Below are 23,429 nucleotides of genomic sequence, written 5' to 3' on the forward strand. Positions count from 1 at the left end.
TGACGTGTCCGGTCAGTCGCCTCAGGCGCTGAGCATGCCGTTCAGGCGACGCACGTAGGCGGCCGGGTCTTCCAGCGCGCCACCTTCGGCGATGATGGCCTGATCGAGCAGCACGTGAGCGAGGTCGGTGAAGTAGTCGCCTTCGCCGCCTTCCAGACGCGAGACCAGGGCGTGCTCCGGGTTCAGCTCGAGAATCGGCTTCACTTCCGGCAGCGGCTGGCCAGCGGCTTCCATCATCTTGCGCATCTGGTAGCCCATCTCGTGCTCCGGCAGCACCACGCAGGCCGGGGAATCGGTCAGACGGTGCGTGATACGCACTTCCTGAACGCTATCAGACAGCGCTTCCTTGACACGCTTGACCAGATCTTCCTTGGCCTTGGCAGTCTCTTCCTGAGCCTTCTTCTCTTCCTCGTTCTCGACATCGCCGAGATCGAGATCGCCCTTGGCGACGTCGGCGAAGGACTTGCCGTCGAACTCGGTGAGGTGGCTCATCAGCCACTCATCGATACGGTCGGTCAGCAGCAGAACCTCGATGCCCTTCTTGCGGAAGATCTCGAGATGCGGGCTGGACTTGGCGGCGTTGAAGCTGTCGGCGACCAGGTAGTAGATCTTGCTCTGACCTTCCTTCATGCGTTCGACGTACTGGGCCAGCGACTGATCCTGAGTGGCGCTGTCGGTATGCGTGGTGGAGAAGCGCAGCAGCTCGGCGATCTTCTCGCGGTTGGCGTAGTCTTCCGCCGGGCCTTCCTTGAGCACGGAGCCGAACTGGTTCCAGAAGGTCTGGTACTGCTCGGGGTCCTTGGCCAGCTTCTTGAGCATGTCCAGGCCACGCTTGGTCAGCGCGGACTTGAGCTTGTCGACCTGCGGGTCCTGCTGCAGCAGCTCACGCGAGACGTTCAAGGACAGGTCATTGGTGTCCAGCACGCCCTTGATGAAGCGCAGGTACAGCGGCAGGAACTGTTCGGCGTCATCCATGATGAAGACGCGCTGCACGTAGAGTTTCAGGCCACGCGCGGCATCACGCTGGTAGAGGTCGAACGGCGCACGACCCGGCACGAACAGCAGGCTGGTGTACTCGAGCTTGCCCTCGACCTTGTTGTGGCTCCAGCTGAGCGGGTCGGAGAAGTCGTGAGAGACGTGCTTGTAGAAGTTCTTGTACTCCTCGTCGCTGACCTCGGACTTGGAGCGCACCCACAGCGCAGTGGCGGAGTTGGCGGTTTCCCAGTGGATCTGCTCGTTGCCTTCTTCGTCCTTCTCGACACGCTGCATGCGCACCGGCAGTTCGATGTGATCGGAGTACTTGGTGACCAGGTTGCGCAGGCGATGTTCATCGGCGAACTCGAGGGCATCGTCCTTGAGGTGCAGCACGATCTCGGTACCGCGCTCGGCGCGCGCGATGTCCGCCACGCTGAACTCGCCCTCGCCACGGGACTTCCACTCGACACCTTGGTCGGCATCGAGGTCGGCGCGACGGGTGCGCACGGTGATCTCGTCGGCGACGATGAAGCCGGAATAGAAGCCGACACCGAACTGGCCGATCAGACGCGAATCCTTCTGCTGGTCACCTGACAGGTTCTTCATGAACTCGGCGGTGCCGGAGCGCGCGATGGTGCCCAGATTGGCCACCACGTCATCGCGGCTCATGCCGATGCCGTTGTCACGCAGGGTGATGGTCTTCGCGTCGGCATCGTGCTCGATCTCGATGCGCAGCTCGCTGTCGTTGCCGTAGAGGGCATCGTTGTCCAGCGCCTGGTAGCGCAACTTGTCGCAGGCATCCGCGGCATTGGAGACCAGCTCGCGCAGGAAGATCTCGCGGTTGGAGTACAGCGAGTGGATCATGAGGTGAAGCAGCTGCTTCACTTCTGTCTGGAAGCCATGCGTTTCGGTGTGGGTGGCGGTGGTCATCGTGAAGGACCCCTCTATGCCAGAGGTTCCAGCACGAAATGCATGCGCGCACTGGCGACCGGCCGTTGACTGGAGTGCTGCCAGGCACTGACGCGCACGTTGGCCATGCGCCGTCCCTCGCGCAGCACCTCACAATCGATGCGCGTGACACTGTCACCCCGCGCCGTGGCCAGATAATCGATGGAGAAATCGATCAACTTGGGCAGACGCGCCTGACGCCCTCCACGGCCATTCAAGCGCAGCACCTCGAGCGTGGCGGCCGTCTCCATCGCGGCCGCCAGCACGCCTCCATGCACGGCGGGCAACATGGGGTTGCCGACGTTCTCGGGCATGGCGGCCATCGCATAGCGAAGCGGCGGCGGCCATCAGCGCCTCGCCAAACCCTGGAGGCGTATTGCGCGCCCCCAGGCGAACGAAGTTGCCGATGGCGCGACACAGAAGCTTGCCCGGCTGCTGCCAGATCTGCGCTTCGGTGAAGACCATCGACTCGGTGACACGCAGGACGCGTGCCTCGCCGATCAACGCCATGCCTTCCACCCCGGGACGATAATGATCGAGACGCAGATCCAGCGTCGGGCAGACTTCCGGACGCTCAAGGCCCGTCAGGACGGCACTGCCGCACAGGGTGTCGGCGAACATCGTCAGCACGCCGCCGTGCACCAGGTGGCGATGCGGGTCCCCCACCAGTGCCGCCTGCCAGGGTAACGTCATGCGCACGGCCGGCGCGGCGACCTCATCGACACTGACCTGCAATCTCGCGGTATGCGGAATGAAGCTCACGAACCCCGTCAGCGCCCTCACCCAGCTGGCGTCATCCAGCCCTCCTCCCGCCGCCGGCACGTCAGCGCGATTGACGGCCAGCCCCAGCAGACTGTGCGGCCCGTCTTTCGTCGCCTCCGACGCCGTCACCGTCACATCCATAGCGGTATCGCGATCAGCGCGAGGGAGACCAGATAGCCGACGCCCCACAGCAGGGAGCGCAAGAGCGCGATATTCGCCAGATAGCAGCCCCAGTACCCCAGACGCGCCAGCACGAAGATCACCGCCAGAGTGGTGGCGATCGGCGCGCCGGGCGCGACGATGACACTCACCAGCACCCCGGCGGCAAACAGCGGGAACGCCTCGTTGCTGTTCTGATGCGCGGCGAGCGCACGCGCCCCGAAGCCCGTGAGTTCGCGCTGCTGCGCGCGGGGGTCATGGTTGTCATAGCGTCCGGTACGTTGCTGGGCCCAGGCGACGGGCGCCTTGGTCAGCACCAGCATCAGCGCCGCGAACAGCAGGCAGGCATAGATCAGCATGCAGGATTTCCTCGAGACTCGTCATGAAAGGCATCGTCCGTCGTCAGGGCGCCGAGGGATCGGAAGGCTCGGGGTCAGGGACCTCGCCGCGCCACAGGCGATAGTCGGCCAGCGCATCATCGAGCTTGCCGAGCAACCAGGTCACGATCACCAGATCATCCAGAATCCCCAGCCCCACCAGCATGTCGGGGATCAGGTCCAGCGGCGAGACCAGATAGAGCAACGCACCTGCGGCCAGTCCCAGCGCCTTCCACGGCACCGGACGATAACGTCCACTGATCACGTCACGGCACAGCGGAACGAGTGTACGCAATGCCGCTCCGGCCTTGCCCAATACGTGTCGGCGACCAAACAGGCGGGTCAACCACATTGCCTTGCCCATGGCCCGCGCCATGCGCCGCTTCACATCGTTGCGCCATTTGACAAGCCTGGGTCTGCTGCTGGGCCTCAGCCTGCCGCTGCAAGCGGCCACCCCCAGTGATCAGAGCTTCCGCGCTGCGCTGGAGGATGCCCGAGCCAAGCGCTTCCAGGATATCCAGCAGGTCGCCGTCAACGGCCATGTGCTGGAAGGCTATATCGAATATCACCAGCTCAAGGCACGCCTGCCCTACGCAACGCCGGCGGAAGTCCTGTCCTTCATGGAGCGTCACGCCGATTCCCCCCTGGCGGAGTGGATGCGCGGCCAGGCCATCTCGGCCTACGGGCGCACCGGACGCCATGATGCTTTGCTCGAGGTCAGCGATGGCGTGCCGGCCGGCGCCAGCCGTCAGTGCCATTACTACACGGCACAGCTGAACAATGATTTCGCCAGCGCCTCGCAAGGCGGCCTGAAACTCTGGCATGTCTCGGGCTCGCAGGATTCCGCCTGTGACCCGCTGTTCTCGACGCTGCGCGAACGTGGCGTGATCGATGATCAGGCCGTCTGGGAACGCATGATGCTCGCCTGGGCCGCCGGTCAGGGCAGCATGGTCAGCTACCTGGAACGCCAGCTGTCGGGTAACTGGCAGCAGGCCATCGCCGCACGCGAGCAGCTGGATGGCAACTTTGCCGCCATTACCCGGATTCCGACCGATCTGGGTCACGGTGGGCATGCCTTTGCCGCGCTCAGTGTCGCTGCCATGCATGGCTTCGTGCGCGCGGATACCGAGGCAGCCCTGGAGGCCTGGCGCAAGGTCAGCCCGCACATGCCGCTGAGCGATGAGCAGCGTCATGAGGTCGAGCGTGATCTGGCCTGGTATTCCCTGGTACGTGACATTCCCAACAACCAGGGCTGGGTGGATGAGCGCCTGGCCATGCTCGATGATGAGGAGCTGTTCGACCTGCGCATGCGCAATGCCATTCGCGATGGCGCCTGGGGCGAGGTACGCGAATGGGTCCTCAAGATGCCGGAACGCTTCAGTGGCGAAGCCCGTTATCAGTACTGGCTGGGCCGTGCGGATGACAGCCTGGGACGCCGGGATGAGGCACGTGCCGCCTGGGCACGCGCCAGTGGCGAACGCAACTTCTATGGTTTCCTCGCCTCGGACCGGATCGGCAAGGCCTATTCGCTCAATCGCGATGACCAGACCTTCGATGATGCGCAACTGGCAGAGATTGCCCGCACCCCGGCCGTCAGGCGTGTCAGGGCGCTGATGGAGATCGATGAGATCGGTCTGGCGCGTTCGGAATGGTTCAATGCCGTGAGCCAGGCCGATGACGCCGGCGCGCGTCGCCTGGCGGCTTACGCCCTCAAGCAGCAATGGTATGACCTGACCGTGTTCGCAACCATTCGCGGCAAGCTGTGGGATGGCCTGTCCTGGCGCTTCCCGCCCGCCTGGCAGCAGGACTTCCAGCGCTATGGGGCCAACGCCGGTGTGGACCCCTGGATGCTGATGGCACTGGCGCGTCGCGAGAGTGCCTTCAATCCTACCGCCACCTCGCCCGTGGGTGCCCGTGGGCTGATGCAGCTGATGCCGGGCACGGCGGCCAAGGTCAGTCGTGACCTGGGGCTTGCCACGCCCAGCCATGCCGCGCTCGGTGACCCGGACACCAACATCCGCCTCGGCAGCACCTATATCCGCGAGATGCTAGACCGCTACTCCGGCAATCGCCTTGCGGCAGCGGCGGCCTACAACGCAGGCCCGGGCCGCGTGGATCGCTGGCTGGCCGATACCCCGCGCGAATATGACCGCTTCGTCGAGCGCATTCCCTTCAAGGAAACCCGTGAGTACGTCAAGGCAGTACTGGCGTATCGCGTCATCTTCGAGTCGCTGGCCAAGGGCACGAGCGACGGCGTCAGAGTGGTCAGTGAGCGCGAGGTCAATCAGCCCTACACCACCGCGCTGGTGGACCGCCGCTGAAGAGAGTGATGCGAGGGCGGCGCCACAGGCGCCACGCCAGTATCAGCCCCCCTGCCCAGCTGACGCTCCCCAGCAGCCCGTAGGCGATCATGCTCCAGACATTGCCGGGACGATGGCCCGCATTGATGATGATCACCCGCGCCAGGTCGATGTCCGGCCAGCGTTCACTCAACAGGGCGCGCTCGTCTCCGGGGAGGTCCGTCTCGGCATGCAGCACGGTACCGAACAGGCCATCCGGGAACTCGATGAGCGGCGGGACGTTCTTCAGGCTCTGGACGGAATCGGTACGCACCAGCACGCCCATGCGCTCGATGCGCGGCCACTCGTCCGAGGGAATGCCATCGATGCCACCGAAGGCGCGTGACAATCCTGCCAGCTCCAGCAGATAGGGGTTCATGTCCGAGATCACCGGGTAATAGAGCGTCTCGATACGCTGCCCACCTTCGGCAGCCGCATCCAGACGAAAGGTCTCGGCATGTTCGCGATAGACCGCCCAGTGATCGCGTAGCGACACGAACTGATTGACCGGCAGATTGCCCTGTTCAACGGCTTCCAGGTTCAAGGTCTCAGGCCGGGACGTGACGCGGCCCACCCAGCGTCCCTCTTCGAAGGCAAACAGCCAGGCCGCCAGCCCCACGAGCAGCAAGACGACGATACCCGCCCCGGCCAGCCGGCGACGCAAGGTGTAGGAAGGACTCATTGGTTAGCATTCCCTGCTTCTGCCAGCCTTTGAGTCGCGAGGACAGACGCTCACTTTCACGACAGTAGCGCTGACGCAGACGCAGCACCTCAAGTGAGTTGCTCGACAGCGCATCCAGCACATAACGATTGCAGGCGCGTTCCGCACGTTTCTGGGCAGCTTCCAGCGCCTTCCGCGCCTCACGCTGGGCAGGTGTCATCCCGGCATAGGGGTCGCGCAGGGGCTTGTAGGTGGCGGCCGCCTTGCAATACATGGTGCGAGTGTCGAGATGGGCAGCACGCCCCCTCTGCTGCAGGGCGTGACAGGTCTCGACGAACAGACGGCTGGCCATGCGTGAGCAATCACGTTGCTCCGCCGCGCTGCCGGTCTTGCTCAGCCGAGCACACACCGACTCCTCCTGGATACGCCACAGCTGATGACGGAAGTCGACGGTGTAGCCGTGATAGAGCACCTGTACCTGCTGGACACGCGAATCGTAGACATCGCTGATATCACGAGACTCAAGATGGGTCACGATCTTGAGGAAGGAGGCAAGGGTCAGCGTAGCAGGATCCATGTGGCGTGAGGGATAAGGCGTTCATCCCCGGCTTCTCCGTCGCAGTGTGACGACGCCATCCTCACCGATCAGCCCCAGCCCGAGCAGCAACAGCGTCGCGGCGGGCAGTGCCGAGGCAAACGGCACCAGCTCCAGAGGCACCATGGTGGCCGCCAGCAGAATGGCCAGTGCAGCGATCAGACGATAAGCGATGCCACGTGTCATGAAACCGAGCCGCGGCTTGAGCAATCGGTCGATGCGCCGTGTCCAGGGACGCGCTCGCTGCACGCCATGGGTGAGGCGCTCATGCTCGAAACTGAAGCTGGCCAGCCGTCTGGGCAACCAGGGAGTGCGATGGCCCAGCAACAGCTGGAAGGCGATCAGCCCGATGAACAGCGCACAGGTAGTCGGCACGCCCGGAATGGCCCCGGTCGGCAGCAGAACCAGCAGCGCCGGCAACACCAGCAAGGGGCCGAAGCCGCGTGAATTGAAATGTTCCAGTATGGCACCCAGCGAGATGTCGCCTTCTATCTCGCGGTCCAGCTCTTCCAGCAATGCGGTGAGACCGCTGTCCTTGGCGTGTTCGCTCATGAGATATCCGTGGTGAGACATCAGCCGACCAGACGTTCACCGAGCATGCCGATCATGAATCCCAGCGTGGCCCCCAGCGGTGGAGACCAGTGATGCACCACTCGCGCCTGGGGGGCGATGTCCTGAAAGATCAGATACAGGATGCCTCCCGCCGCGAAGGCCATCAGCCCGCCCAGCAGCCGGGGGGCATCCGCCAACCACAGATGGCCGGAGAAGGCCGCCAGCGGACCGAGCAATGACAGCAGCAGGAAGGCGCCCAGTCCCTGTCGCGCGGTGAGGCCAGCGCCTTCCAGCTCCCGATAGGCATTGAAACCTTCTGGCAGGTTCTGCACGGCGATGAACAGCGCCATCAGCATGGCCGCCGCAGGTGAGGCGGATGCCAGGGCCCCGAGAGCGATCGCCTCGGGGATGAAGTCCATCAACATCGCCAGCAGCTGTCCCCTGGCGTCACCGCTGCGGGCCAGCCAGCGATCCAGCTGCATGAAGACGAGCGCCCCGAGCAGAAACAGCCCGAGCAGAGGCAGGACGGACAGGGATTCCATGGCGCGAGGCACCAGCACCAACGCGACCGCTGCCAGCAGGATGCCTCCCCCCAGCGCCGTGATGCCAGCCAACCAGCTGCGCTTGACGTGGGTTTCGTGGCTACGCTCCAGTTGCGCGATCACCCCACCCAGCGGGATGCACAACCCGGCCGCCCAGGCCATCGCCAACATTTCCCAGGGGAGGTCTGCCATCATGCTGCCGGGCGGCCACCAGGGGCCGGACGTTCACCCAGCACGCGCATCAGCAGGCTGGTACCGAGCCCCCAGGCACCATTGAGAATCAGCCCGCCGATGATCATCATCGGCACCACGGCGATGCCCTTGAGCGGGAAGACGACCAGCATGGCCACTGCCGTCGGACCGACGGCACCGAAAGCCAGACTGATCAGCCAGTGGCTCATGCCGGTGCTGCGGCGTACCAGCGCCCATAGCGGCAGTCCCCATAGCCCGCCCCAGAAGGCCAGCGAGAGCACTGACGGAACGCCCAGCGGCCCGGCAGGGGTCATGTTGTAGGGCGCCTTGGGCAGGATATCGGCCAGATAGAAGAGCCCGAACAGCCCCTGATGGAAGATCAGGGTCGCCAGAAAAGCCGCCACGAAAGCCTTGAGCCAGATCATGTGAACACCCTTGTGGCCTGTTCCTGGGAGATCTGCTCGTTGAGCGTCCAGAAATCATAGAGCACGCCGATGAAGAACAGCCCACCGGTACACAGATAGATCAGCCCGGTCAGCCACTTGCCCATGTACATGCGGTGGACGCCGAATACGCCCAGGAAGGTGAGCAGAATCCAGCTCAGCGAGTAGTTGATTGGCCCTTCACGAAAGCGGAAATCCGCCTCGCGGTCCATGGCGGGAATCAGGAACAGGTCGATCAGCCAGCCGATCCCCAGCAGGCCGAAGGTGAACAGCCAGATGGTGCCGGTGACCGGTTTGCCATAGTAGAAACGATGGGCGCCGAGGAAACCGAAGATCCACAGCAGGTAGCCCATGGTCTTGGAGTGCGTGTCCTGTACGACGGGCGATGCGGTCATCTGTAAAGCCTTAGCCGTGAAACGGCAGATCATGATTGCGAATACAGTCAATGCGGTCTTGGCGAGCGGGAATCAAGCCTCTCGTGCCCGCAAGCCTCGTCCAGACGCGACAACGCCACCCACGCAGCCGCGCGGGTGGCGTTGAAGCCTGTCGTGTCGTCACCGAAGCCTAGATCACGCCCAGTTCGCGCAGACGTTCCTTGAGATAGGAATCCGCGGTGTGCTTGTCAGACAGCACCACTTGTGGACGCGGATGCAGGAACAGCGGCAGGGACAGACGCGACTGACTGCACCCTTCCCCCGTCGGATTGATCACGCGATGCGTGGTGGACGGGAAATAGCCGCCACTGGCTTCCTGGAGCATGTCGCCGACATTGATGACCAGCTGACCTGGATCACAGGGCACGTCCATCCATTCACCATCGACATCCATCACCTGCAGCCCCGGCTCATTGGCGGCAGGCAGCACGGTCAGCAGGTTGATGTCCTCATGGGCAGCGGCACGCACGGCACCCGGCTCTTCCGAACCGGTCATCGGCGGATAGTGCAGGACGCGCAAGAGCGTCTGCCCACTGTCCTTGATCATGTTGGAGAGCGGCTCACGATAGAGCTCGGCCACTTCAGCGGGCGAATGCGCTTCCACCCAGCTCAGGAGCTCCGCGGCGAAGGCTTCTGCCTGACGGTAGTACTCCATGGCATTCTCGCGCAGGCTGTCCGGAATCTTTCCCCACGGATAGATGTGGTAGTACTCCTTGAGGTCCCGCGCCGTATGCCCCTTGGCGGTCTCGGAGACATCCGCCGGGAAGAGACCATCCTGGGTCTTCGGGTCGTAGCGCCACTCCAGCTTGTCGGCACTCGCGAAGAATTCCGCCCATTCAGCGTAGATCTTCTCGACCAATTCATGAGAAATCGGATGATTGCGAATCACGCCGAAGCCTGTCGTGCGCAGGGATTCGACAAATTTTTCGGCAGCATCGGCCGAGCGGTAATCTACGTTCTGGACCTTCATGGCATTTCCATCTATGTTGGCTCTGTGTACGCATCCTACTTGAGCAGGCAGACGTCGCCAATACGACGACTGACTATTCGGTCAAGATGCGAACATGTGCAGTTTCTACTGCAGGCGTAGGTCAAGCAGGAAAGGATGTCGTCGCAGGACGTAACGCGTCTCTCTGGTGGAATTCCCCCTAGCCGCACCAACGCAATCCGGTCTGATGGGCAGACCACCAACATCATCACGTAAGCAAGGAAAGAATCATGGCAACTGGCACAGTCAAGTGGTTTAACGACACCAAAGGTTTCGGCTTCATTTCTCCGGACGACGGCGGCGACGACCTGTTCGCGCACTTCTCTGAAATTCAGGCAGAAGGCTTCAAGTCCCTGCAGGATGGCCAGAAGGTTTCCTTCGACGTCACCCAGGGCAAGAAAGGCCTTCAGGCCGCAAACATCAAGCCGGTCTGATCATCTAACGATCACTGCTGAGCGTCATCAACGGATTCGTTGGCCGCCTTCTGAGCTTCATTGATCTCGGCGTTGGCTTCTGCCGCAGCGTCATCACCCTGCTGTTCAGCGGAGTTGGTCAGTTCAGCAGCCTGCTCCTTGGTGGAGTCGTAGGCGTTCTTGGCAGCATCGGCGGTGGCGTCAGCGGCATCGTTCACACCCTGCTTGGCGGACTCGTAAGTCTCGCTGGCGGCGTTCTTGGTCGCATCGAGGGCATCATCGCTCTCGGCGGCAGCTTCATCACCCATGGCGTCAGCGGACTGCGCTGCGTCATCGGCCATGTTGTCAGCCTTGTCAGCCGCGTCGTCCATTTCAGCAGCAGCTTCATCTGCAGCCTGGTCCATCTCGGCAGCAGCGGCTTCAGCAGCCTGATCGGCACTCTGCTCAGCCTGCTCTGCGCTTTGCTCTGCAGACGTCTCGGCTTGCTGGGCGGCCTTGTCGGTATCGCCATTGTCACAACCGGCGATGGCCAGGGACAGGCCAGCGGCCAGTGCGGGAATCATCCATTGCTTGAGCTTCATCGTCTTCTCCTTGATAGGTGGGGAGTCATCAGCCCCTTGTTTCGATCACTCTCCGATATCTTCGTTCCATACTTCCGGCTGTTCGCGGATGAATGTCTCCATCAGCTCCCGACAACGCGCATTGTCCACGACGTCCACCTTGACGCCTTGAGCGCGCAGATGGTCTTCCGCGCCCATGAAGGTCCTGTTCTCACCCACGACGACATGGGGAATCCCGTAGAGCTGGATGGCGCCACTGCACATCGGGCACGGTGACAAGGTAGTGTAGAGCACGCACTCGCGATAGACCTTCGCCGGCAGACGTCCGGCATTCTCCAGCGCATCCATCTCACCGTGCAGTACCGTGCTGCCCTTCTGCTGACGCTGGTTGTGGCCACGCCCGATGATCTTGCCATCGTGGACCAGTACCGAGCCGATCGGTACGCCACCTGCGGCATGGCCCTTCTCGGCCTCCTCGATGGCCGCTTGCAGGAAACCTTCGTGATCCTGAGTCTGCGCTGACATGGTCTTGCTCCTGATCACCCGAGTCCCGCTTCCCCTGTCATCATCTGACGGGCTCGTCTCAGCCCTTCATTGCCCGCATTGGTGGGCTCACCGACTTCATTGGCAAGCTCGCGGAAGCTGCCCATCGCACCGAGCAGCGCCGAGGCTTCATAGGGGATGAAGACTCGATCACCGTCACGGGCCATGTCCGGCAGCATCTGCAGGTATTTCTGTCCCAGCATGTAGCCCACCACCAGCTGCGGATCTTCCGCCCCGATGGCATCACGCAGCTGGTAGATGGCCTGGCGCTCACCTTCGGCACGCAGGATGGAGGCCTGCTTGTCGCCCTCGGCGCGCAACACCGCGGACTGTTTCTCACCTTCCGCCGTGGCGATGGCCGCCTCGCGCTGACCATTGGCCTCGGTGACGGTGGCACGACGCCGGCGCTCGGCCGCCATCTGCAGACGCATCGCATCCTCGACTTCATCGGGCATGCTGATGTCCTGGATCTCGACTCGGGTGACCTTGACGCCCCACTTGTCACCGACCTCATCCATGGTGACCTGCAAGGCATCATTCACTTCCTTGCGACTCTCGAACAGCTTGTCGAGCTCCATTCGTCCGATCTCGGAACGCAGGCTGGTCTTGGCGAGCACCTCGATGGCCTGGGTGAAGTTCTCCACTTCATAGACCGCGCGCTTGGGGTCGACGATCTGGAAATAGAGAGCGCCATTGACGGTCACCGTCACGTTGTCCGTCGTCACCACGCTCTGCCCCGGAAAGTCCATCACCGTCTCACGACGGTCGATGCGCGTCTCCTCGACCACCAGCGGCAGGTTGTCGCCCTTGATCTGGCGATAGCGGCGAATGGTAATCGAGCGCGGCTTGTCGATGAAAGGCACGACCAGATTGATACCGGATTCCAGAGTACGGCTGTAGCTGCCGAGCCGTTCTATCACGACAGCTTCGGACTGCTGGACGATCATCAATCCCTTGGCCAGCAGAATGACGACAAGCGCCACGATGAAGAGAATGATGATGAGACCCGGACTGATGATCATGTTGCTCAACTCCCTTGAACTGGGCAGCTTCCGACGCGCTCCACGCAGAGCGTGATGCCTTCGACGCTGAGGATCCTGACCGTGTCCCCCGCTGCCGGCTTCGTCTCCCCCTCCCAGCGTAGCGGATACTCATTGCCTGACACGCGCACGGCAAGTTTGCCGCCGTTGCCGATGATCACCTTGGCCAGCTGCCCGGACTCCGCGCCACTGCCCAGGGTACCGTAGGGCGTCTTGGGCAACAGATAGGGATGGATCTTGCGGACGACACGCCACCCTGATCCGGTAGCCAGAGCGCAGACGCAGCGCACTGACCCCCAACGCCAGCAGCACGAATTGCGCTCCCAGCAACTCAAGCCCCGCCAGAATCAATCCGAGAATGACCCAGAGATGCCACGCTGCCACACCTGTCATGCCATCGTTCTCCCAAGCGTTTCTCTCGTCCATTGCGGTCAAGAGACTGAAGAAATCTCGTGCTGAAAATGCCACGAGCGCAGCCCGAGTAAACCTCAGACTGCGCTCGTGTACCAGCAACAGCTCGGTATCCGCCGGCGCCACCAGTTGCAGTGCCTGTGGCGCGATACTGAACTCGCTGTCCTCGATCAGATGACTCTCGCCGTCCAGATTGACCGGCAGCGGCTCCCCCCGATAGCGCAGCGTATCGGTACGCACATAACGCACGAAATGACCGTTCTCAGGCAGGGATTCCAACTCTTCCACCACCTCACCGATGCGCGCGATGGGGAAATCACGAATCACCAGCACATCGAAACCGGCATCATCGAGCAAGGCCCGTGGCGCCAGCTCCTGCCCGCCACCGGCCTGCCGACCATTGCCGATGGCCAGCACGAACAGCGCAAGCTCTTCCTCGACCCCATCGAGCGTGAGACGTCCTCGATAGGGACGGAAATCCCACGCCTTGAGCACGCCCATCAGCGAATAGGCCCCACCCCCGAACAGCTTCTTGAGTCCGGCCGGGGTCGAGCGGGTCACCTCCGCTCCGAAACCGGCCGAGGCGACATTGAGGAAGTAGGCATCATCGAGCTGCACCAGATCCACCGCTCGTGATTGCCCTTCACAGGCCAGTGCCAGAGCCTCGGAGATACCGGGCGGTATCCCGAGCGAGGTCGCCAGGTCATTGGCCGTCCCCAGCGGAAGAATGGCCAGTTCCGGACGTTGAGCCCGTGGATGCGTCATCAGCGCATTGGCCAGCAGGTTGAGCGTGCCATCCCCGCCCCCGGCAATCAGGCGTGTGACGCCTTCCGCGATCGCTTCATCCACCAACCTCGCGACATCCTGTGCTTCGAAGGTCAGACGTATCTCCAACCCCTGGGTGCGCTCACGCTGGGCGAACAAGGCATCACGCAGCTCAGGCTGCTGTGCCTTCTCACCGTTGAGTATCACGCGCACACGCGCCGCTGATTCCATGTGGTGTCTCCTTGGCGACATGCGGATCGAGCGACAAGCATACTCCCGTCAGGCCTCAGGAATGAACCACCCACGCCAGCAAGGGAAGAATCATCACCACGCTGATCAGGAGCAATCCCTGTTGCGGCGCCAGCGGGGTACTGAGCAGCGCGGTGGCCACGATGGCCGAGCCCCCCAGCTGAATACTGCCCAACAGCGCCGCCGCCGTACCAGCACGCTCACCGAAGGCTTCCAGCGCCAGACTGGAAGCGGCGCCCAGGGCCAGCGAGAAACCGACTGACAGCACCCCCACCGGCACCATGAAGGCTGCCGCCGACAACGGCAGCCAGGCCATGGCGGCCCCTTGCATCAGCCCGGAGACTAGGATGATCGCCAGTCCCAGCCGAACCGTCGGCTGGCGTCCCAGCCGGGTGATCACGCGCGGTGCGAAGAAGAACGTCAGGATATTGATCACGGCGTTGCCCCCAAACATCGCGCTGAAGGCAAGCTCGGAATGGCCCAGCGTTTCCACCAGCAACTCGGAAGAGGAGGAGACATACAGCAGGATCGCACTCATCGCCGACATGGCCACCAGCGCCTGATACAGAAAGCGCCAGCTGGTCAGCACCGGACGATACCGCGCCCAATTGTAGAGCGGACGCTCCACCACCGTGTTGGCGGGGCGCGTCTCGGCGAACAGCCGCCAGGCGGCTGACCCGACGCATAGCGCGAAGAACCCCATGAACAGGAAGTTGGAACGCCACCCGAACTGCACCGCCAGCAGGCCGCCCAGAACCGGCGCCAACGCCGGAATGATGCACAACGCGCCGTTGAGGTAGCTGTACATCCTGGCACCCTGCTCCGGCGTATAGCAGTCACGCACCGCCGCGAAGGCCACCGTGACGGTGGCACAGGCACCCAGCCCCTGCAGGATGCGCCCGACATACAACATGCCGATGTCCTGGGCCAGCGTCGCGACCACGGCACCTGCCAGATAGACCAGCGCACCGCCCAGCAAGGCGGGACGACGGCCATAGAGGTCCGTCAGCGGCCCGACCAGAATCTGGCCGACCCCCACCGCACCGAGAAACAGGGTCACCGTCATCTGCATCACGTCGGTGGGCTGCGCAAACTCGCGCGCCATCGCCGGCAGCGATGGGAGATAGATATCGATCGCCAGCGGCGAGAACATCACGCAGCCGACCATTAGCAGCAACAGTTGTCGGGCACTCGGCAGGGGCCGTGCGGTAGCGGAGGAAGACGCGGACATGGAGTCTCTCCCCCTCAATCCGCGCCTGGACCTCAATCTCCTGCAGGTGTTGCAGGTGCTTCTGGAAGAATGCAGCGTCACGCGGGCCGCGGGCCGTCTGCACCTTTCCCAGTCGGCCGTCAGCAAGAGCCTGGCTCGCCTGAGAGCGATGTTCGATGACCCCCTCTTCATTCGAGAGCGTCATGGCCTGCGGCCCACGCCACGTGCGCTCGGGCTCAGGGGTGAGCTTGCCGAGCTGCTCTCGCGTCTCGAGCATCTCAGCGCACCGCCGACCTTCACGCCCGCCACCAGTCGCCGACGCTTCCAGCTGGCCGTGCTGGAGAGCGCCTGGGCGACGCTGATGCCCTCCTGTACCCGCGCCCTCACCCAGGCCCTCCCGCTCGGCAGTCTCGAGATCAGTCGCTGGCAGGCCGACTGTCTCAATCTGATGGAAAGAGGCCTGCTGGATATCGGCCTCGGGGCACACGACCATCCGACCGACACGCCGAGCGAGCCCCCGGCGCTACCGAGAGGCTTCCACTCGCACACCCTGTGGCGCGATGATCACGTGATGTTGCTGCGCGACGGCCATCCACTGCTCGAGCGTTCGGTGCCGCTGACTCTCGAGGAGTTCGCCACGCTCGATCATGTCCAGGCCACCTGCGAGGGCCGCTCTCGCTGGTCGCTGGATGAGCGGCTCGAACGGCATGGTGCTCCGCGTCGCATCAAGGTACTGGTGCCGGACTTCCGGGATGCCTTGAGCATCGTCGCGCACAGTGAGCTCATCTTCTGCGCACCCAGAAGCTTCGCCCAGGCCAGCCGCCAGCAACACGGACTGGTCATTCGCGAACTGCCGCTGAAACTGCCGGCCCTGAGTTATCGCCTCATCTGGCATGCCAGCCACGAGCAGGACCCGGGCCATCGCTGGCTGCGTCAATCGCTGATGACCCACATTCGCAACGCCCATGGGGCAGACGCAGCCGCCGACGAACACTAGAATGGCCGCACACGAGGTATTTCCATGCGCCCCATCATCCGCCTGTTCTTCCGCACTCTGCGACTGGTACTGGCCCCCTTCATGCTGATCAGCGAAAAGCTGACCCGTGGCAGTGCACTGGAGCGCAGTCCTGCCCAGCAGGCTGAAGTCGATGCCGAGACCGCCAGGCTGGCGCTGTATCAATTCTCGACCTGCCCGTTCTGCATCAAGGTGCGCAAACGCATGCATCAGCTGAACCTGAACATCGAGCAGCGCGACACCCAGCACAACGCCACTCACCGCCAGGCCCTCGAACAGGGTGGCGGTCGCGTCAAGGTGCCGTGCCTGCTGATCACCCATGACGATGGCCACGAGGAATGGATGTACGAATCCGACACCATCAATGCCTATCTGCAGGAACGCTTCGGTCGCGCCGCCTGATCAGGCCAGCGTCTGACACATTCCCGTCCGCTTAGCCCGGTGAGCCTGGCTCATCCGATCCATCGCCCACACCATCGCCAATGTCAGCATGACGGCCCCCAGGGTGTGCGCCAGCGCCAGATCCAGTGGCAGCCACCACAGCACATTGGCGATCCCCAGCCCAGCCTGCAGCCCCCAGGCTGCCAGCGCCCAGCCCCAGGGATTGGCACATGACGCCGCTGGCGCCAGTAGAGCATCAGCAGCATTGCGCCCAGCAACACTGCTCCACCGCGATGCGCCAGATGGATGGCGGTACGCGCCTCCCCATGCAGCTGTCCGTGCAGATAGCTCGGGCCGACATCCTGAGACAGATGGAAGCCCTCTCCCCAATCCATCGCCGGCCATAGCGAGCCATTGCAGGTGGGGAAACCCTCGCAGGCGAGTCCGGCATAATTGCTCGAGGTCCAGCCTCCCAATGCCAGCTGTCCAAGCAACAGTGCCGCTGCCAGCGTGGCCAGCCACGGCTGACGCAAGACACGATGCCCGTGATCGTCCGCCGCTCACGCCGCCGGACACGCCAGCCCAGCACGAGTAATGCCAGTGACGCCAGCCCGAGCAGGCTCGCCGCATAGCGGTGAATCATCTCAGCCCATGCCTTGTAGCCCTCCAGCGGGTGGTGAGGACTATGCAAGCTTGCCGTGTGCGCATCCGGCACCACCAGGGCGCCATAACAGCCAGGCCAATCGGGGCATCCCAGGCCGGCATCCACCAGGCGCGTCCAGGCCCCGAGGCCGATCACGAGAATGACCAGTCCCAGCATGCCGGCGACCAGATGCCGAGCCATCCGCCACACACGGCTCAGCTCAGCGCGGCGCAGCCGGATTGCGCTTGAGCAATCGGCGCACATCCTTCATGACGGCCTGCGGTGTGATCTCGGGGCCGTATGCCACCACGACTCGCCCCTGTGGGTCGATCAAGCGCAACGGCTGTGGCGAGGCCCCGGCACCATTCGCCGAGGGCCAATGGCCCAGCGCACGCTGCTCCCCCGGTACTTGGGGATGCTGAAAGGACTGCTCGGCCACCACCAGACGCCCCAGCCGCGGCGCCTCCTTGCCAAGGGCGCGGTGCAGACGCCACCAACGTTCGGCCTGCGCCGTGGCCAGCTCCGACCGACTCGGCTCCGGCCAGCTGAGCCAGAAACGCTGCTCATCCGCGCCCCGAGCGGCTCTGGGCGGCATGCCACGAGATACTCCAGTGACCAGTCCTGCAGCGGCATCACGTCCGGCAGCAAGGCACCGTTCGCCACCCGCCCTTCGGGTATCCCCACCTGCACACTCAGCATGGCCCACGCCAATGGCAACGGGGCAGACAGCAGCCCCAGCAATGCCACAAGTTTCAGACGCTGTCGCATCACGTGTGTCATCGCTAGACCTGACGCTGACGCAGCGCGGCCTGTCGTTGGCGGCGCGCGCCCACGATCATCACCACCGCCGCACCGAGACTGAGCCCCAGCCACTGCAGGGCATAGGCGTAATGGCGCTCAGGCGTCATGTTGCTCGGCTGCCACCAGGGCAAGAACCTTCCCGCACCGCCGGTCTGGTGCACGATGCCGGCAAACGCCGGAGCGCCAAGCGTCTTCCAGGCACTCAGATCCACCTGCTGCAACCGCTGCCCCTCCCGGTTGGGGCCGAACAGTGGCCCACCGCTGGTCCCCTGGCCGTTCAACCACTGCCAGCGACCCCTGATCACCTGAGAGCCTTCAGGGGTGGTGAACTCCGGGTCCGCACGTGGCGCTGGCGATGCCACGAAGCCCCGCTCCACCAGCCACCAGCGGCCATCCAGCGTTCGAAAGGGCGTGAGCACCGCCACGCCATGGCGCTTGTCCAGCGTGCGGTTGTCCAGCAGCAGGCTGTGCTCCGCGAGCCACTCGCCGCGCAGCTCGATCAGGCTGGCACTGGCGGGCGGTGCCGTCGGCATCACCAGCTCCGGCGCGCTGGCGGTATCCTCCAGATGCTGGGCACGCGCCTGGCCACGCATCACCTGCCAGCTGCACAGACACAGGCCGAGCACGATCAGGCATCCCCAGAACAGCCACCAGCCGCGTCCGACCTGGCGCTCCTGCGTCGCTGTGGATGACGCCTCTGTGGATGACGCCTGCGCCGCTGGCACTGACTTGCGCTTGTCAGCCGGATGAGCTCGACTGTCACAAGCGAGTGCTGCGCTGTGCTCACCCGCCACTGTCTGCGCCCCGGGAGGTGACATGCTGCTCAAATCGCTGATCGCGCTGGTCTTCGTCGGCATGCTGGCAAGTCTCATCGCCGGAGCCGGCTTTCTGTTACACGACGGCAGCCGCAGTCGACGCCTGCTGACGTCTCTCAAGTGGCGAGTGGGCCTGGCGGTCTGTCTGGTGATTCTGCTGGTCATGGGCTTCTCCACCGGAATGCTGAACTGACTCGCGCTCGACGCTCTTCGGCCTGCCTCAGAACACGTAGACGAACAGAAACAGGCCGATCCACACCGCATCGACGAAGTGCCAATACCAGGCAGCCGCCTCGAAGGCGAAATGGCGCTCGCGGGAAAAATGACCGCGAATCACCCGAACCAGCATCACGATCAGGATCACGGTGCCGATGGTGACATGCAGGCCATGAAAGCCGGTCAGCAGGAAGAAGGTACCGCCATAGACACCGGCTTGAAGCGTCAGCCCCAGATGATGCCAGGCCTCGTAATATTCGAGCCCCTGCAACAGCAGGAAGCACACCCCAAGCGTCACGGTACCCGCCAGCCAGTTGCGCGCCGTGCGGCGATATCCCATCTTCAGCGCCTCATGGGCCACCGTCAGGGTGACACTGGAACTGACCAGCAGCAGCGTATTGGCCAGCGGCAACTGCCAGGGGGACAGCACTTCCTTCGGTCCGGCAATGCTGGCATCCGGCGGATTCATCAAGGGCCAGCTGGCCGTGAAATCAGGCCACAACAGGGCCGTCACGCCCTTGGCACCCTCGCCATCCAGCCATGGCAACGCGAAAGTACGTACGTAGAACAACGCGCCGAAGAAGGCAGCGAAGAACATCAGTTCAGAGAAGATGAACCACGCCATGCCCCAACGAAACGAGCGGTCCATCTGATCGTCGTAAAGGCCGCCCATCGACTCGCGAACGACATCGCGAAACCATCCTGCCATCACCAGCACCACGGCCAGCATGCCGATGCCTGACAACCAGGCGGCGCTGCCATGCACCATCCAGATTCCCGTGCCGATCATCATCCCACCCACGGCCAGCACACCGAGGATGGGCCAGGCACTATGTGCCGGAACGTAATAGCTGCCACCGCTCATCGTTCACCTCCTGCAGAGTTCTCTGCCAGGTCGCCCGCCGGCATCGACGGCATCGTGACCGGGTAAAGGGTATAGGCCAGCGTCAGATCGCGAATGCCCTCGGGGAGATCCGGGTCCACCTGGAAGACCAGCGGCAACTCGCGCCGCTCTCCCGCCGCCAGCGTCTGTTCCTGAAAGCAGAAACACATGATCTTGCGCAGATGCAGCGAGCCCTCGGCAGGACTGACGCTTGGGACCGCACGACCACGCACCGGATGATCGGCGTGATTGGTGAACACGAAGCGTGCGCGGTACTGGCCACCGGGGTGGATGCGGAACTGCTCATCCAGCGCCTCGAGTGTCCAGGGCAGACCCTGTCCCTGCTGGGTGATGAAGCGCACCGAGACCCAACGGCTCTCGTCGATCTCCATGGCCACCGCAGCCCTGGCCTGACTGGCGGCCTTGCCATTGAGGCCCGTGAGATTGCAGAAGACGTCATAGAGCGGCACCAGCGCGAAGGCGAAGCCCAGCATCCCGACCAGCGCCAGCAGCGTGCGCCGCACGGTACGTGCCACCGCCTGTTGCTGTGCTGCGTGATCGCGTGAGGACATGTCACTCTCCTGGCCGCTGGCTATCGCTCAGCGGATGATCTGACCATCGCGGGTCTGCGGCGGTATCTCGAAGGTATGCAGCGGTGCCGGGCTTGGCACGCTCCACTCAAGATCCACCGCCCCTTCCCAGGCCTTGGCTGGCGCCCTGACACCGCCGCGCGCGCACTTGATGATCACGACCAGGAACAGCAGCTGCGAGATACCGAACAGGAAGGCCCCGATACTGGACAGCATGTTGAAGTCGGCGAATTGCAGCGCGTAATCCGGAATGCGCCGTGGCATGCCGGCCAGCCCCGAGAAGTGCATCGGGAAGAAGGTGAGATTGACGCCGATGACCGACATCCAGAAATGCCATTTCGAGAGCCCCTCGTGGGGATAGAAGCCGGTCCACTTGGGTAGCCAGTAATAGGCCCCGGCGAGAATCGCGAACAACGCGCCGGGCACCAGTACGTAATGGAAATGGGCCACCACGAAATAGGTGTCGTGATACTGGAAATCCGCTGGCGCGATGGCCAGCATCAACCCCGAGAAGCCGCCGATGGTGAACTGGACGATGAAGGCGATGGCAAACAGCATCGGGGGCTCGAAGCTCAAGGAGCCACGGAACATGGTGGCGATCCAGTTGAAGACCTTCACGCCGGTCGGCACCGCGATCAGCATCGTCGTGTACATGAAGAACAGCTCCGCCACCAATGGCAGGCCGACGGCGAACATGTGATGCGCCCAGACCAGGAAGGACATGATGGCGATGGAGCCGGTGGCGTAGACCATCGAGGCGTAGCCGAACAATCGCTTGCGCGAGAAGGTCGGCACGATGGCGGACACGATCCCGAAGGCCGGCAGGATCATGATGTAGACCTCAGGATGGCCGAAGAACCAGAACAGATGCTGGAACAGCACCGGGTCTCCCCCGCCTGCGGCATTGAAGTAGCTGGTGCCGAAGTTGATGTCGAACAGCATCATGGTGATGGCACCCGCCAGCACCGGCATCACCGCGATCAGCAGGAAAGCGGTGATCAACCAGGTCCAGACGAACAGCGGCATGTCCATCAGGCGCATGCCCGGCGCACGCAGATTGAGGATGGTGGCGATGATGTTGATGGCGCCGAGAATCGAGCTGATGCCGGCGATGTGCAGCGAGAAGATGAAGAAGCTGGTCGAGGGCGGCGCATAGGTGGTGGAAAGCGGTGCGTAGAAGGTCCAGCCGAAGTTGGGACCCCCGCCCTCCATCAACAGGGTGGAAAGCAGCAGCAGGAAGGCGACCGGCAACAGCCAGAAGCTGAAGTTGTTGAGACGCGGAAGCGCCATGTCAGGGGCGCCGATCTGCAGCGGAATCATCCAGTTGGCCAGTCCCGTGAAGGCCGGCATGATGGCACCGAACACCATGATCAGCCCATGCATGGTGGTCATCTGGTTGAAGAACTCCGGCTGCACCATCTGCAGGCCGGGCTGAAAGAGCTCGGTACGGATCACCAGTGCCATGATGCCGCCGATGAACAGCATGCTCAGCGAGAAGATCAGATAGAGCGTGCCGATATCCTTGTGGTTGGTGGTCAATAGCCAGCGCAGCATGCCGCGCGGCGCGGTGCCATGGCCTCCTCCCGCATGGGAGCCGCCTGCGGAATAGCCGCCGGCTGCCCCCTCGCTCTCGCTGGCCTGAAGTACCGCCTTGCGTGGCTGTTCACTGGCCATGACACGCCTCCTGAATGCGTCGCTTGCACGCTATTGAGACAGCTGTTCCTTGATGACGGCTGGCTGTACCAGCTCGCCGGTATCGTTGCCCCAGGCATTGCGCTCATAGGTGATGACAGCCGCAAGCTCGACCGGACTGAGCACATCGGCGAAGGCCGCCATGGGCGTGCCTGCCTTGCCGTTCACCACGATATCGATGTGCGCCTGCATGTCCTGCGTGACGATGGCACTCCCCACCAATGAGGGGAATGCCGGGGGCATGCCCTGTCCATCCGGCTGGTGGCAGGCGGAGCAGATGGTGGCGTAGGTCTTCTCGCCCTTCTCCATCAACTCCTCGAGACTCCAGTCGCGTCCGGCATCATTGCGTGACGCTTCGGCCTCGGCCTTGCGTGCGATCAGCCACTCGTCGAATTCGGCCTCCGGCAGCGCCTCGACCACCACCGGCATGAAACCGTGGTCCTTGCCGCACAGCTCGGTGCATTGGCCGCGATAGGTGCCGGGTGTCTCGATGCGGGTCCAGGCCTCGTTGATGAAGCCGGGGATGGCGTCCTTCTTGACGCCGAAGTCCGGCACCCACCAGGAGTGGATGACATCGGAGGACGTCGTCAGGAAGCGCACCTTGCGATTGATGGGCAGCACCAGCGGATTGTCGACTTCCAGCAGGTAATGCTCGCCCTTGGCGGCGGTGTTGTTGATCTGCTCGCGCGGGGTCGCGAGACTTGAGGTGAAGGCGACATCCTCGCCCAGATACTCATATTGCCAGCGCCATTGGTGCCCGGTGATCTTCACGTCAAGCGCCGATTCGGAGGCGTCGTACATGTCCTTGAGGGTGGCGGTGGCGGGAACTGCCATCACCACCAGGATCAGCAACGGGATGGCGGTCCATAGAATCTCGATGCGGGTGTTCTCGTGGAAGCTGGCCGCGACCGCACCACGCGACTTGCGATGCTTGACCATCGCGTACCCCATCACACCGAACACCACGATCCCGATGACCACACAGATCCAGAAGATGATCATATGCAGGGAGTGGATCTCGCGACTGACGGCCGTGACGCCGACCGGCATGTTGTATTCGACTCCCCATGCCGCGGGAACGAGCCCCATCAGTGACACCGCCTCAGTGACACCGCCGTCATCGGGCGCCACGAGCGCCGCCACCGGAGTGCGGTGACACGGGAAAGGCATTCCGCGATCCACGACATCGGCGCCTCCTTGTCATTGTTATCGAGAGCCTCATCCGGATGACGGCA

At 63.3% G+C, this 23,429-nt stretch carries 28 protein-coding genes and 1 pseudogene; 5 read left to right on the forward strand and 24 right to left on the reverse strand.

Features of this window, described 5'->3' with window-relative positions; genetic code table 11:
- Nucleotides 1-21: 21 nt before the first annotated feature.
- The 5 genes from htpG to CU110_RS10900 are packed head-to-tail and all read right to left on the reverse strand — an operon-like array spanning nt 22 to nt 3,516.
- Complete coding sequence (gene htpG / locus CU110_RS10880) at nt 22-1,905, reverse strand: molecular chaperone HtpG (RefSeq protein ID WP_084209091.1); 1,884 nt, start codon at nt 1,903-1,905, stop codon at nt 22-24.
- 14 nt (nt 1,906-1,919) lie between these two features.
- Nucleotides 1,920-2,174: a PaaI family thioesterase gene (locus tag CU110_RS10885; protein ID WP_240665361.1), complete on the reverse strand. Its 255-nt coding sequence runs from the start codon at nt 2,172-2,174 to the stop codon at nt 1,920-1,922.
- On the reverse strand, nt 2,059-2,814 hold the full coding sequence (locus CU110_RS10890; protein ID WP_240665362.1) for a PaaI family thioesterase: 756 nt from the start codon (nt 2,812-2,814) through the stop codon (nt 2,059-2,061). The genes CU110_RS10885 and CU110_RS10890 overlap by 116 nt, the downstream gene beginning before the upstream one ends.
- A gap of 2 nt (nt 2,815-2,816) precedes the next feature.
- Entirely contained in the window at nt 2,817-3,203 is a 387-nt protein-coding gene (locus CU110_RS10895; protein ID WP_084209092.1) for an MAPEG family protein, read from the reverse strand.
- A 43-nt stretch (nt 3,204-3,246) separates the two neighbouring features.
- Entirely contained in the window at nt 3,247-3,516 is a 270-nt protein-coding gene (locus CU110_RS10900; RefSeq protein WP_240665363.1) for a DUF1232 domain-containing protein, read from the reverse strand.
- A 97-nt stretch (nt 3,517-3,613) separates the two neighbouring features.
- Between CU110_RS10900 and CU110_RS10905 the strand changes: the two genes are divergently transcribed.
- On the forward strand, nt 3,614-5,542 hold the full coding sequence (locus CU110_RS10905; RefSeq protein WP_240665364.1) for a transglycosylase SLT domain-containing protein: 1,929 nt from the start codon (nt 3,614-3,616) through the stop codon (nt 5,540-5,542).
- Here the strand turns inward: CU110_RS10905 and CU110_RS10910 are convergent.
- The 6 genes from CU110_RS10910 to CU110_RS10940 all read right to left on the reverse strand — a co-directional run bounded on the left by CU110_RS10910 (nt 5,502) and on the right by CU110_RS10940 (nt 9,949).
- Nucleotides 5,502-6,242 carry a hypothetical protein gene (locus CU110_RS10910; RefSeq protein WP_164850356.1) on the reverse strand — a complete coding sequence of 247 codons (741 nt, stop codon included), beginning with the start codon at nt 6,240-6,242 and terminating at the stop codon, nt 5,502-5,504. The genes CU110_RS10905 and CU110_RS10910 overlap by 41 nt on opposite strands.
- A gap of 577 nt (nt 6,243-6,819) precedes the next feature.
- Nucleotides 6,820-7,368 (reverse strand): exopolysaccharide biosynthesis protein, encoded by a 549-nt coding sequence (locus tag CU110_RS10920; protein ID WP_127735972.1) that lies wholly within the window; start codon nt 7,366-7,368, stop codon nt 6,820-6,822.
- 20 nt (nt 7,369-7,388) lie between these two features.
- Complete coding sequence (locus CU110_RS10925; RefSeq protein WP_240499571.1) at nt 7,389-8,105, reverse strand: divalent cation transporter; 717 nt, start codon at nt 8,103-8,105, stop codon at nt 7,389-7,391.
- The gene (locus CU110_RS10930; RefSeq protein ID WP_077372298.1) at nt 8,102-8,527 is read right to left on the reverse strand and encodes a hypothetical protein; all 426 of its coding nucleotides are present in this window, start codon (nt 8,525-8,527) and stop codon (nt 8,102-8,104) included. The genes CU110_RS10925 and CU110_RS10930 overlap by 4 nt, the downstream gene beginning before the upstream one ends.
- On the reverse strand, nt 8,524-8,940 hold the full coding sequence (locus CU110_RS10935; protein WP_164850357.1) for a TM2 domain-containing protein: 417 nt from the start codon (nt 8,938-8,940) through the stop codon (nt 8,524-8,526). Before CU110_RS10935 ends, CU110_RS10930 begins: the two co-directional genes overlap by 4 nt.
- 169 nt (nt 8,941-9,109) lie before the next feature.
- Nucleotides 9,110-9,949, reverse strand: a complete 840-nt coding sequence (locus tag CU110_RS10940) for a 2OG-Fe(II) oxygenase family protein (RefSeq protein WP_077372292.1) — start codon at nt 9,947-9,949, stop codon at nt 9,110-9,112.
- A 248-nt stretch (nt 9,950-10,197) separates the two neighbouring features.
- Here CU110_RS10940 and CU110_RS10945 point away from each other — a divergent pair, with 248 nt between their 5' ends.
- Nucleotides 10,198-10,401: a cold-shock protein gene (locus tag CU110_RS10945; RefSeq protein ID WP_043335501.1), complete on the forward strand. Its 204-nt coding sequence runs from the start codon at nt 10,198-10,200 to the stop codon at nt 10,399-10,401.
- A gap of 11 nt (nt 10,402-10,412) precedes the next feature.
- On the opposite strand, the gene CU110_RS10950 is transcribed toward CU110_RS10945, so the two are convergent.
- The 5 genes from CU110_RS10950 to CU110_RS10970 all read right to left on the reverse strand — a co-directional run bounded on the left by CU110_RS10950 (nt 10,413) and on the right by CU110_RS10970 (nt 15,179).
- Nucleotides 10,413-10,961: a hypothetical protein gene (locus CU110_RS10950; RefSeq protein ID WP_065392582.1), complete on the reverse strand. Its 549-nt coding sequence runs from the start codon at nt 10,959-10,961 to the stop codon at nt 10,413-10,415.
- A gap of 45 nt (nt 10,962-11,006) precedes the next feature.
- Entirely contained in the window at nt 11,007-11,465 is a 459-nt protein-coding gene (locus tag CU110_RS10955) for a nucleoside deaminase (RefSeq protein ID WP_077372290.1), read from the reverse strand.
- 14 nt (nt 11,466-11,479) lie between these two features.
- On the reverse strand, nt 11,480-12,505 hold the full coding sequence (locus tag CU110_RS10960; RefSeq protein WP_077372286.1) for an SPFH domain-containing protein: 1,026 nt from the start codon (nt 12,503-12,505) through the stop codon (nt 11,480-11,482).
- Nucleotides 12,506-12,634: 129 nt separating this feature from the next.
- Nucleotides 12,635-13,930: a lipid kinase YegS gene (gene yegS / locus CU110_RS10965; protein ID WP_127735978.1), complete on the reverse strand. Its 1,296-nt coding sequence runs from the start codon at nt 13,928-13,930 to the stop codon at nt 12,635-12,637.
- A gap of 55 nt (nt 13,931-13,985) precedes the next feature.
- Nucleotides 13,986-15,179: a multidrug effflux MFS transporter gene (locus CU110_RS10970; protein ID WP_127735981.1), complete on the reverse strand. Its 1,194-nt coding sequence runs from the start codon at nt 15,177-15,179 to the stop codon at nt 13,986-13,988.
- Between CU110_RS10970 and CU110_RS10975 the strand changes: the two genes are divergently transcribed.
- Entirely contained in the window at nt 15,178-16,155 is a 978-nt protein-coding gene (locus tag CU110_RS10975) for a LysR family transcriptional regulator (RefSeq protein WP_127735984.1), read from the forward strand. The two genes, CU110_RS10970 and CU110_RS10975, sit on opposite strands and share 2 nt — an antisense overlap.
- A gap of 24 nt (nt 16,156-16,179) precedes the next feature.
- Nucleotides 16,180-16,575 carry a glutathione S-transferase N-terminal domain-containing protein gene (locus CU110_RS10980; RefSeq protein WP_084209099.1) on the forward strand — a complete coding sequence of 132 codons (396 nt, stop codon included), beginning with the start codon at nt 16,180-16,182 and terminating at the stop codon, nt 16,573-16,575.
- A gap of 83 nt (nt 16,576-16,658) precedes the next feature.
- Here the strand turns inward: CU110_RS10980 and CU110_RS17145 are convergent, their stop codons facing one another.
- The 4 genes and pseudogenes from CU110_RS17145 to CU110_RS10995 all read right to left on the reverse strand — a co-directional run bounded on the left by CU110_RS17145 (nt 16,659) and on the right by CU110_RS10995 (nt 18,624).
- Nucleotides 16,659-17,087 carry a COX15/CtaA family protein gene (locus CU110_RS17145; protein ID WP_240665365.1) on the reverse strand — a complete coding sequence of 143 codons (429 nt, stop codon included), beginning with the start codon at nt 17,085-17,087 and terminating at the stop codon, nt 16,659-16,661.
- Nucleotides 17,088-17,164: 77 nt separating this feature from the next.
- Nucleotides 17,165-17,461 (reverse strand): annotated as a pseudogene (locus CU110_RS17150) (COX15/CtaA family protein); the annotation flags it as partial.
- Nucleotides 17,418-17,792 carry a hypothetical protein gene (locus CU110_RS10990; protein ID WP_127735987.1) on the reverse strand — a complete coding sequence of 125 codons (375 nt, stop codon included), beginning with the start codon at nt 17,790-17,792 and terminating at the stop codon, nt 17,418-17,420. The pseudogene CU110_RS17150 and the gene CU110_RS10990, both read right to left, overlap by 44 nt.
- Before the next feature lie 187 nt (nt 17,793-17,979).
- Nucleotides 17,980-18,624, reverse strand: coding sequence for an SURF1 family protein (locus tag CU110_RS10995; protein ID WP_240665366.1), 645 nt, complete (start codon nt 18,622-18,624; stop codon nt 17,980-17,982).
- A gap of 190 nt (nt 18,625-18,814) precedes the next feature.
- On the opposite strand from CU110_RS10995, the gene CU110_RS11000 reads away from it, so the two are divergent.
- Nucleotides 18,815-19,006 carry a DUF2909 domain-containing protein gene (locus CU110_RS11000; protein WP_077372262.1) on the forward strand — a complete coding sequence of 64 codons (192 nt, stop codon included), beginning with the start codon at nt 18,815-18,817 and terminating at the stop codon, nt 19,004-19,006.
- A 27-nt stretch (nt 19,007-19,033) separates the two neighbouring features.
- Here the strand turns inward: CU110_RS11000 and CU110_RS11005 are convergent, their stop codons facing one another.
- Genes CU110_RS11005 through coxB form a run of 4 tightly spaced genes read right to left on the reverse strand, consistent with a single transcriptional unit; the run spans nt 19,034 to nt 23,283 of the window.
- Nucleotides 19,034-19,894 carry a cytochrome c oxidase subunit 3 gene (locus CU110_RS11005; protein WP_077372259.1) on the reverse strand — a complete coding sequence of 287 codons (861 nt, stop codon included), beginning with the start codon at nt 19,892-19,894 and terminating at the stop codon, nt 19,034-19,036.
- Nucleotides 19,891-20,484, reverse strand: a complete 594-nt coding sequence (locus CU110_RS11010; RefSeq protein WP_077372256.1) for a cytochrome c oxidase assembly protein — start codon at nt 20,482-20,484, stop codon at nt 19,891-19,893. Before CU110_RS11010 ends, CU110_RS11005 begins: the two co-directional genes overlap by 4 nt.
- Before the next feature lie 27 nt (nt 20,485-20,511).
- The gene (gene ctaD, locus CU110_RS11015; RefSeq protein ID WP_084209103.1) at nt 20,512-22,176 is read right to left on the reverse strand and encodes a cytochrome c oxidase subunit I; all 1,665 of its coding nucleotides are present in this window, start codon (nt 22,174-22,176) and stop codon (nt 20,512-20,514) included.
- Between the two features lie 30 nt (nt 22,177-22,206).
- On the reverse strand, nt 22,207-23,283 hold the full coding sequence (coxB, locus tag CU110_RS11020; protein ID WP_240665568.1) for a cytochrome c oxidase subunit II: 1,077 nt from the start codon (nt 23,281-23,283) through the stop codon (nt 22,207-22,209).
- Between the last annotated feature and the right edge of the window lie 146 nt (nt 23,284-23,429).

Source organism: Cobetia sp. ICG0124, from assembly GCF_004006355.1.
Lineage (GTDB): Bacteria > Pseudomonadota > Gammaproteobacteria > Pseudomonadales > Halomonadaceae > Cobetia > Cobetia marina.

Excerpts from the sequence above, each read along its gene's own strand:
- htpG (WP_084209091.1), bottom strand. The coding sequence starts at position 1,905 with ATGACCACCGCCACCCACACCGAAACGCATGGCTTCCAGACAGAAGTG.
- CU110_RS10885 (WP_240665361.1), bottom strand. The coding sequence starts at position 2,174 with ATGGAGACGGCCGCCACGCTCGAGGTGCTGCGCTTGAATGGCCGTGGA.
- CU110_RS10895 (WP_084209092.1), bottom strand. The coding sequence starts at position 3,203 with ATGCTGATCTATGCCTGCCTGCTGTTCGCGGCGCTGATGCTGGTGCTG.
- CU110_RS10910 (WP_164850356.1), bottom strand. The coding sequence starts at position 6,242 with ATGAGTCCTTCCTACACCTTGCGTCGCCGGCTGGCCGGGGCGGGTATC.
- CU110_RS10920 (WP_127735972.1), bottom strand. The coding sequence starts at position 7,368 with ATGAGCGAACACGCCAAGGACAGCGGTCTCACCGCATTGCTGGAAGAG.
- CU110_RS10925 (WP_240499571.1), bottom strand. The coding sequence starts at position 8,105 with ATGATGGCAGACCTCCCCTGGGAAATGTTGGCGATGGCCTGGGCGGCC.
- CU110_RS10930 (WP_077372298.1), bottom strand. The coding sequence starts at position 8,527 with ATGATCTGGCTCAAGGCTTTCGTGGCGGCTTTTCTGGCGACCCTGATC.
- CU110_RS10935 (WP_164850357.1), bottom strand. The coding sequence starts at position 8,940 with ATGACCGCATCGCCCGTCGTACAGGACACGCACTCCAAGACCATGGGC.
- CU110_RS10940 (WP_077372292.1), bottom strand. The coding sequence starts at position 9,949 with ATGAAGGTCCAGAACGTAGATTACCGCTCGGCCGATGCTGCCGAAAAA.
- CU110_RS10945 (WP_043335501.1), top strand. The coding sequence starts at position 10,198 with ATGGCAACTGGCACAGTCAAGTGGTTTAACGACACCAAAGGTTTCGGC.
- CU110_RS10950 (WP_065392582.1), bottom strand. The coding sequence starts at position 10,961 with ATGAAGCTCAAGCAATGGATGATTCCCGCACTGGCCGCTGGCCTGTCC.
- CU110_RS10955 (WP_077372290.1), bottom strand. The coding sequence starts at position 11,465 with ATGTCAGCGCAGACTCAGGATCACGAAGGTTTCCTGCAAGCGGCCATC.
- CU110_RS10960 (WP_077372286.1), bottom strand. The coding sequence starts at position 12,505 with ATGATCATCAGTCCGGGTCTCATCATCATTCTCTTCATCGTGGCGCTT.
- yegS (WP_127735978.1), bottom strand. The coding sequence starts at position 13,930 with ATGGAATCAGCGGCGCGTGTGCGCGTGATACTCAACGGTGAGAAGGCA.
- CU110_RS10975 (WP_127735984.1), top strand. The coding sequence starts at position 15,178 with ATGGAGTCTCTCCCCCTCAATCCGCGCCTGGACCTCAATCTCCTGCAG.
- CU110_RS10970 (WP_127735981.1), bottom strand. The coding sequence starts at position 15,179 with ATGTCCGCGTCTTCCTCCGCTACCGCACGGCCCCTGCCGAGTGCCCGA.
- CU110_RS10980 (WP_084209099.1), top strand. The coding sequence starts at position 16,180 with ATGCGCCCCATCATCCGCCTGTTCTTCCGCACTCTGCGACTGGTACTG.
- CU110_RS10990 (WP_127735987.1), bottom strand. The coding sequence starts at position 17,792 with ATGCCGCCCAGAGCCGCTCGGGGCGCGGATGAGCAGCGTTTCTGGCTC.
- CU110_RS11000 (WP_077372262.1), top strand. The coding sequence starts at position 18,815 with ATGCTGCTCAAATCGCTGATCGCGCTGGTCTTCGTCGGCATGCTGGCA.
- CU110_RS11005 (WP_077372259.1), bottom strand. The coding sequence starts at position 19,894 with ATGAGCGGTGGCAGCTATTACGTTCCGGCACATAGTGCCTGGCCCATC.
- CU110_RS11010 (WP_077372256.1), bottom strand. The coding sequence starts at position 20,484 with ATGTCCTCACGCGATCACGCAGCACAGCAACAGGCGGTGGCACGTACC.
- ctaD (WP_084209103.1), bottom strand. The coding sequence starts at position 22,176 with ATGGCCAGTGAACAGCCACGCAAGGCGGTACTTCAGGCCAGCGAGAGC.
- coxB (WP_240665568.1), bottom strand. The coding sequence starts at position 23,283 with ATGGGGCTCGTTCCCGCGGCATGGGGAGTCGAATACAACATGCCGGTC.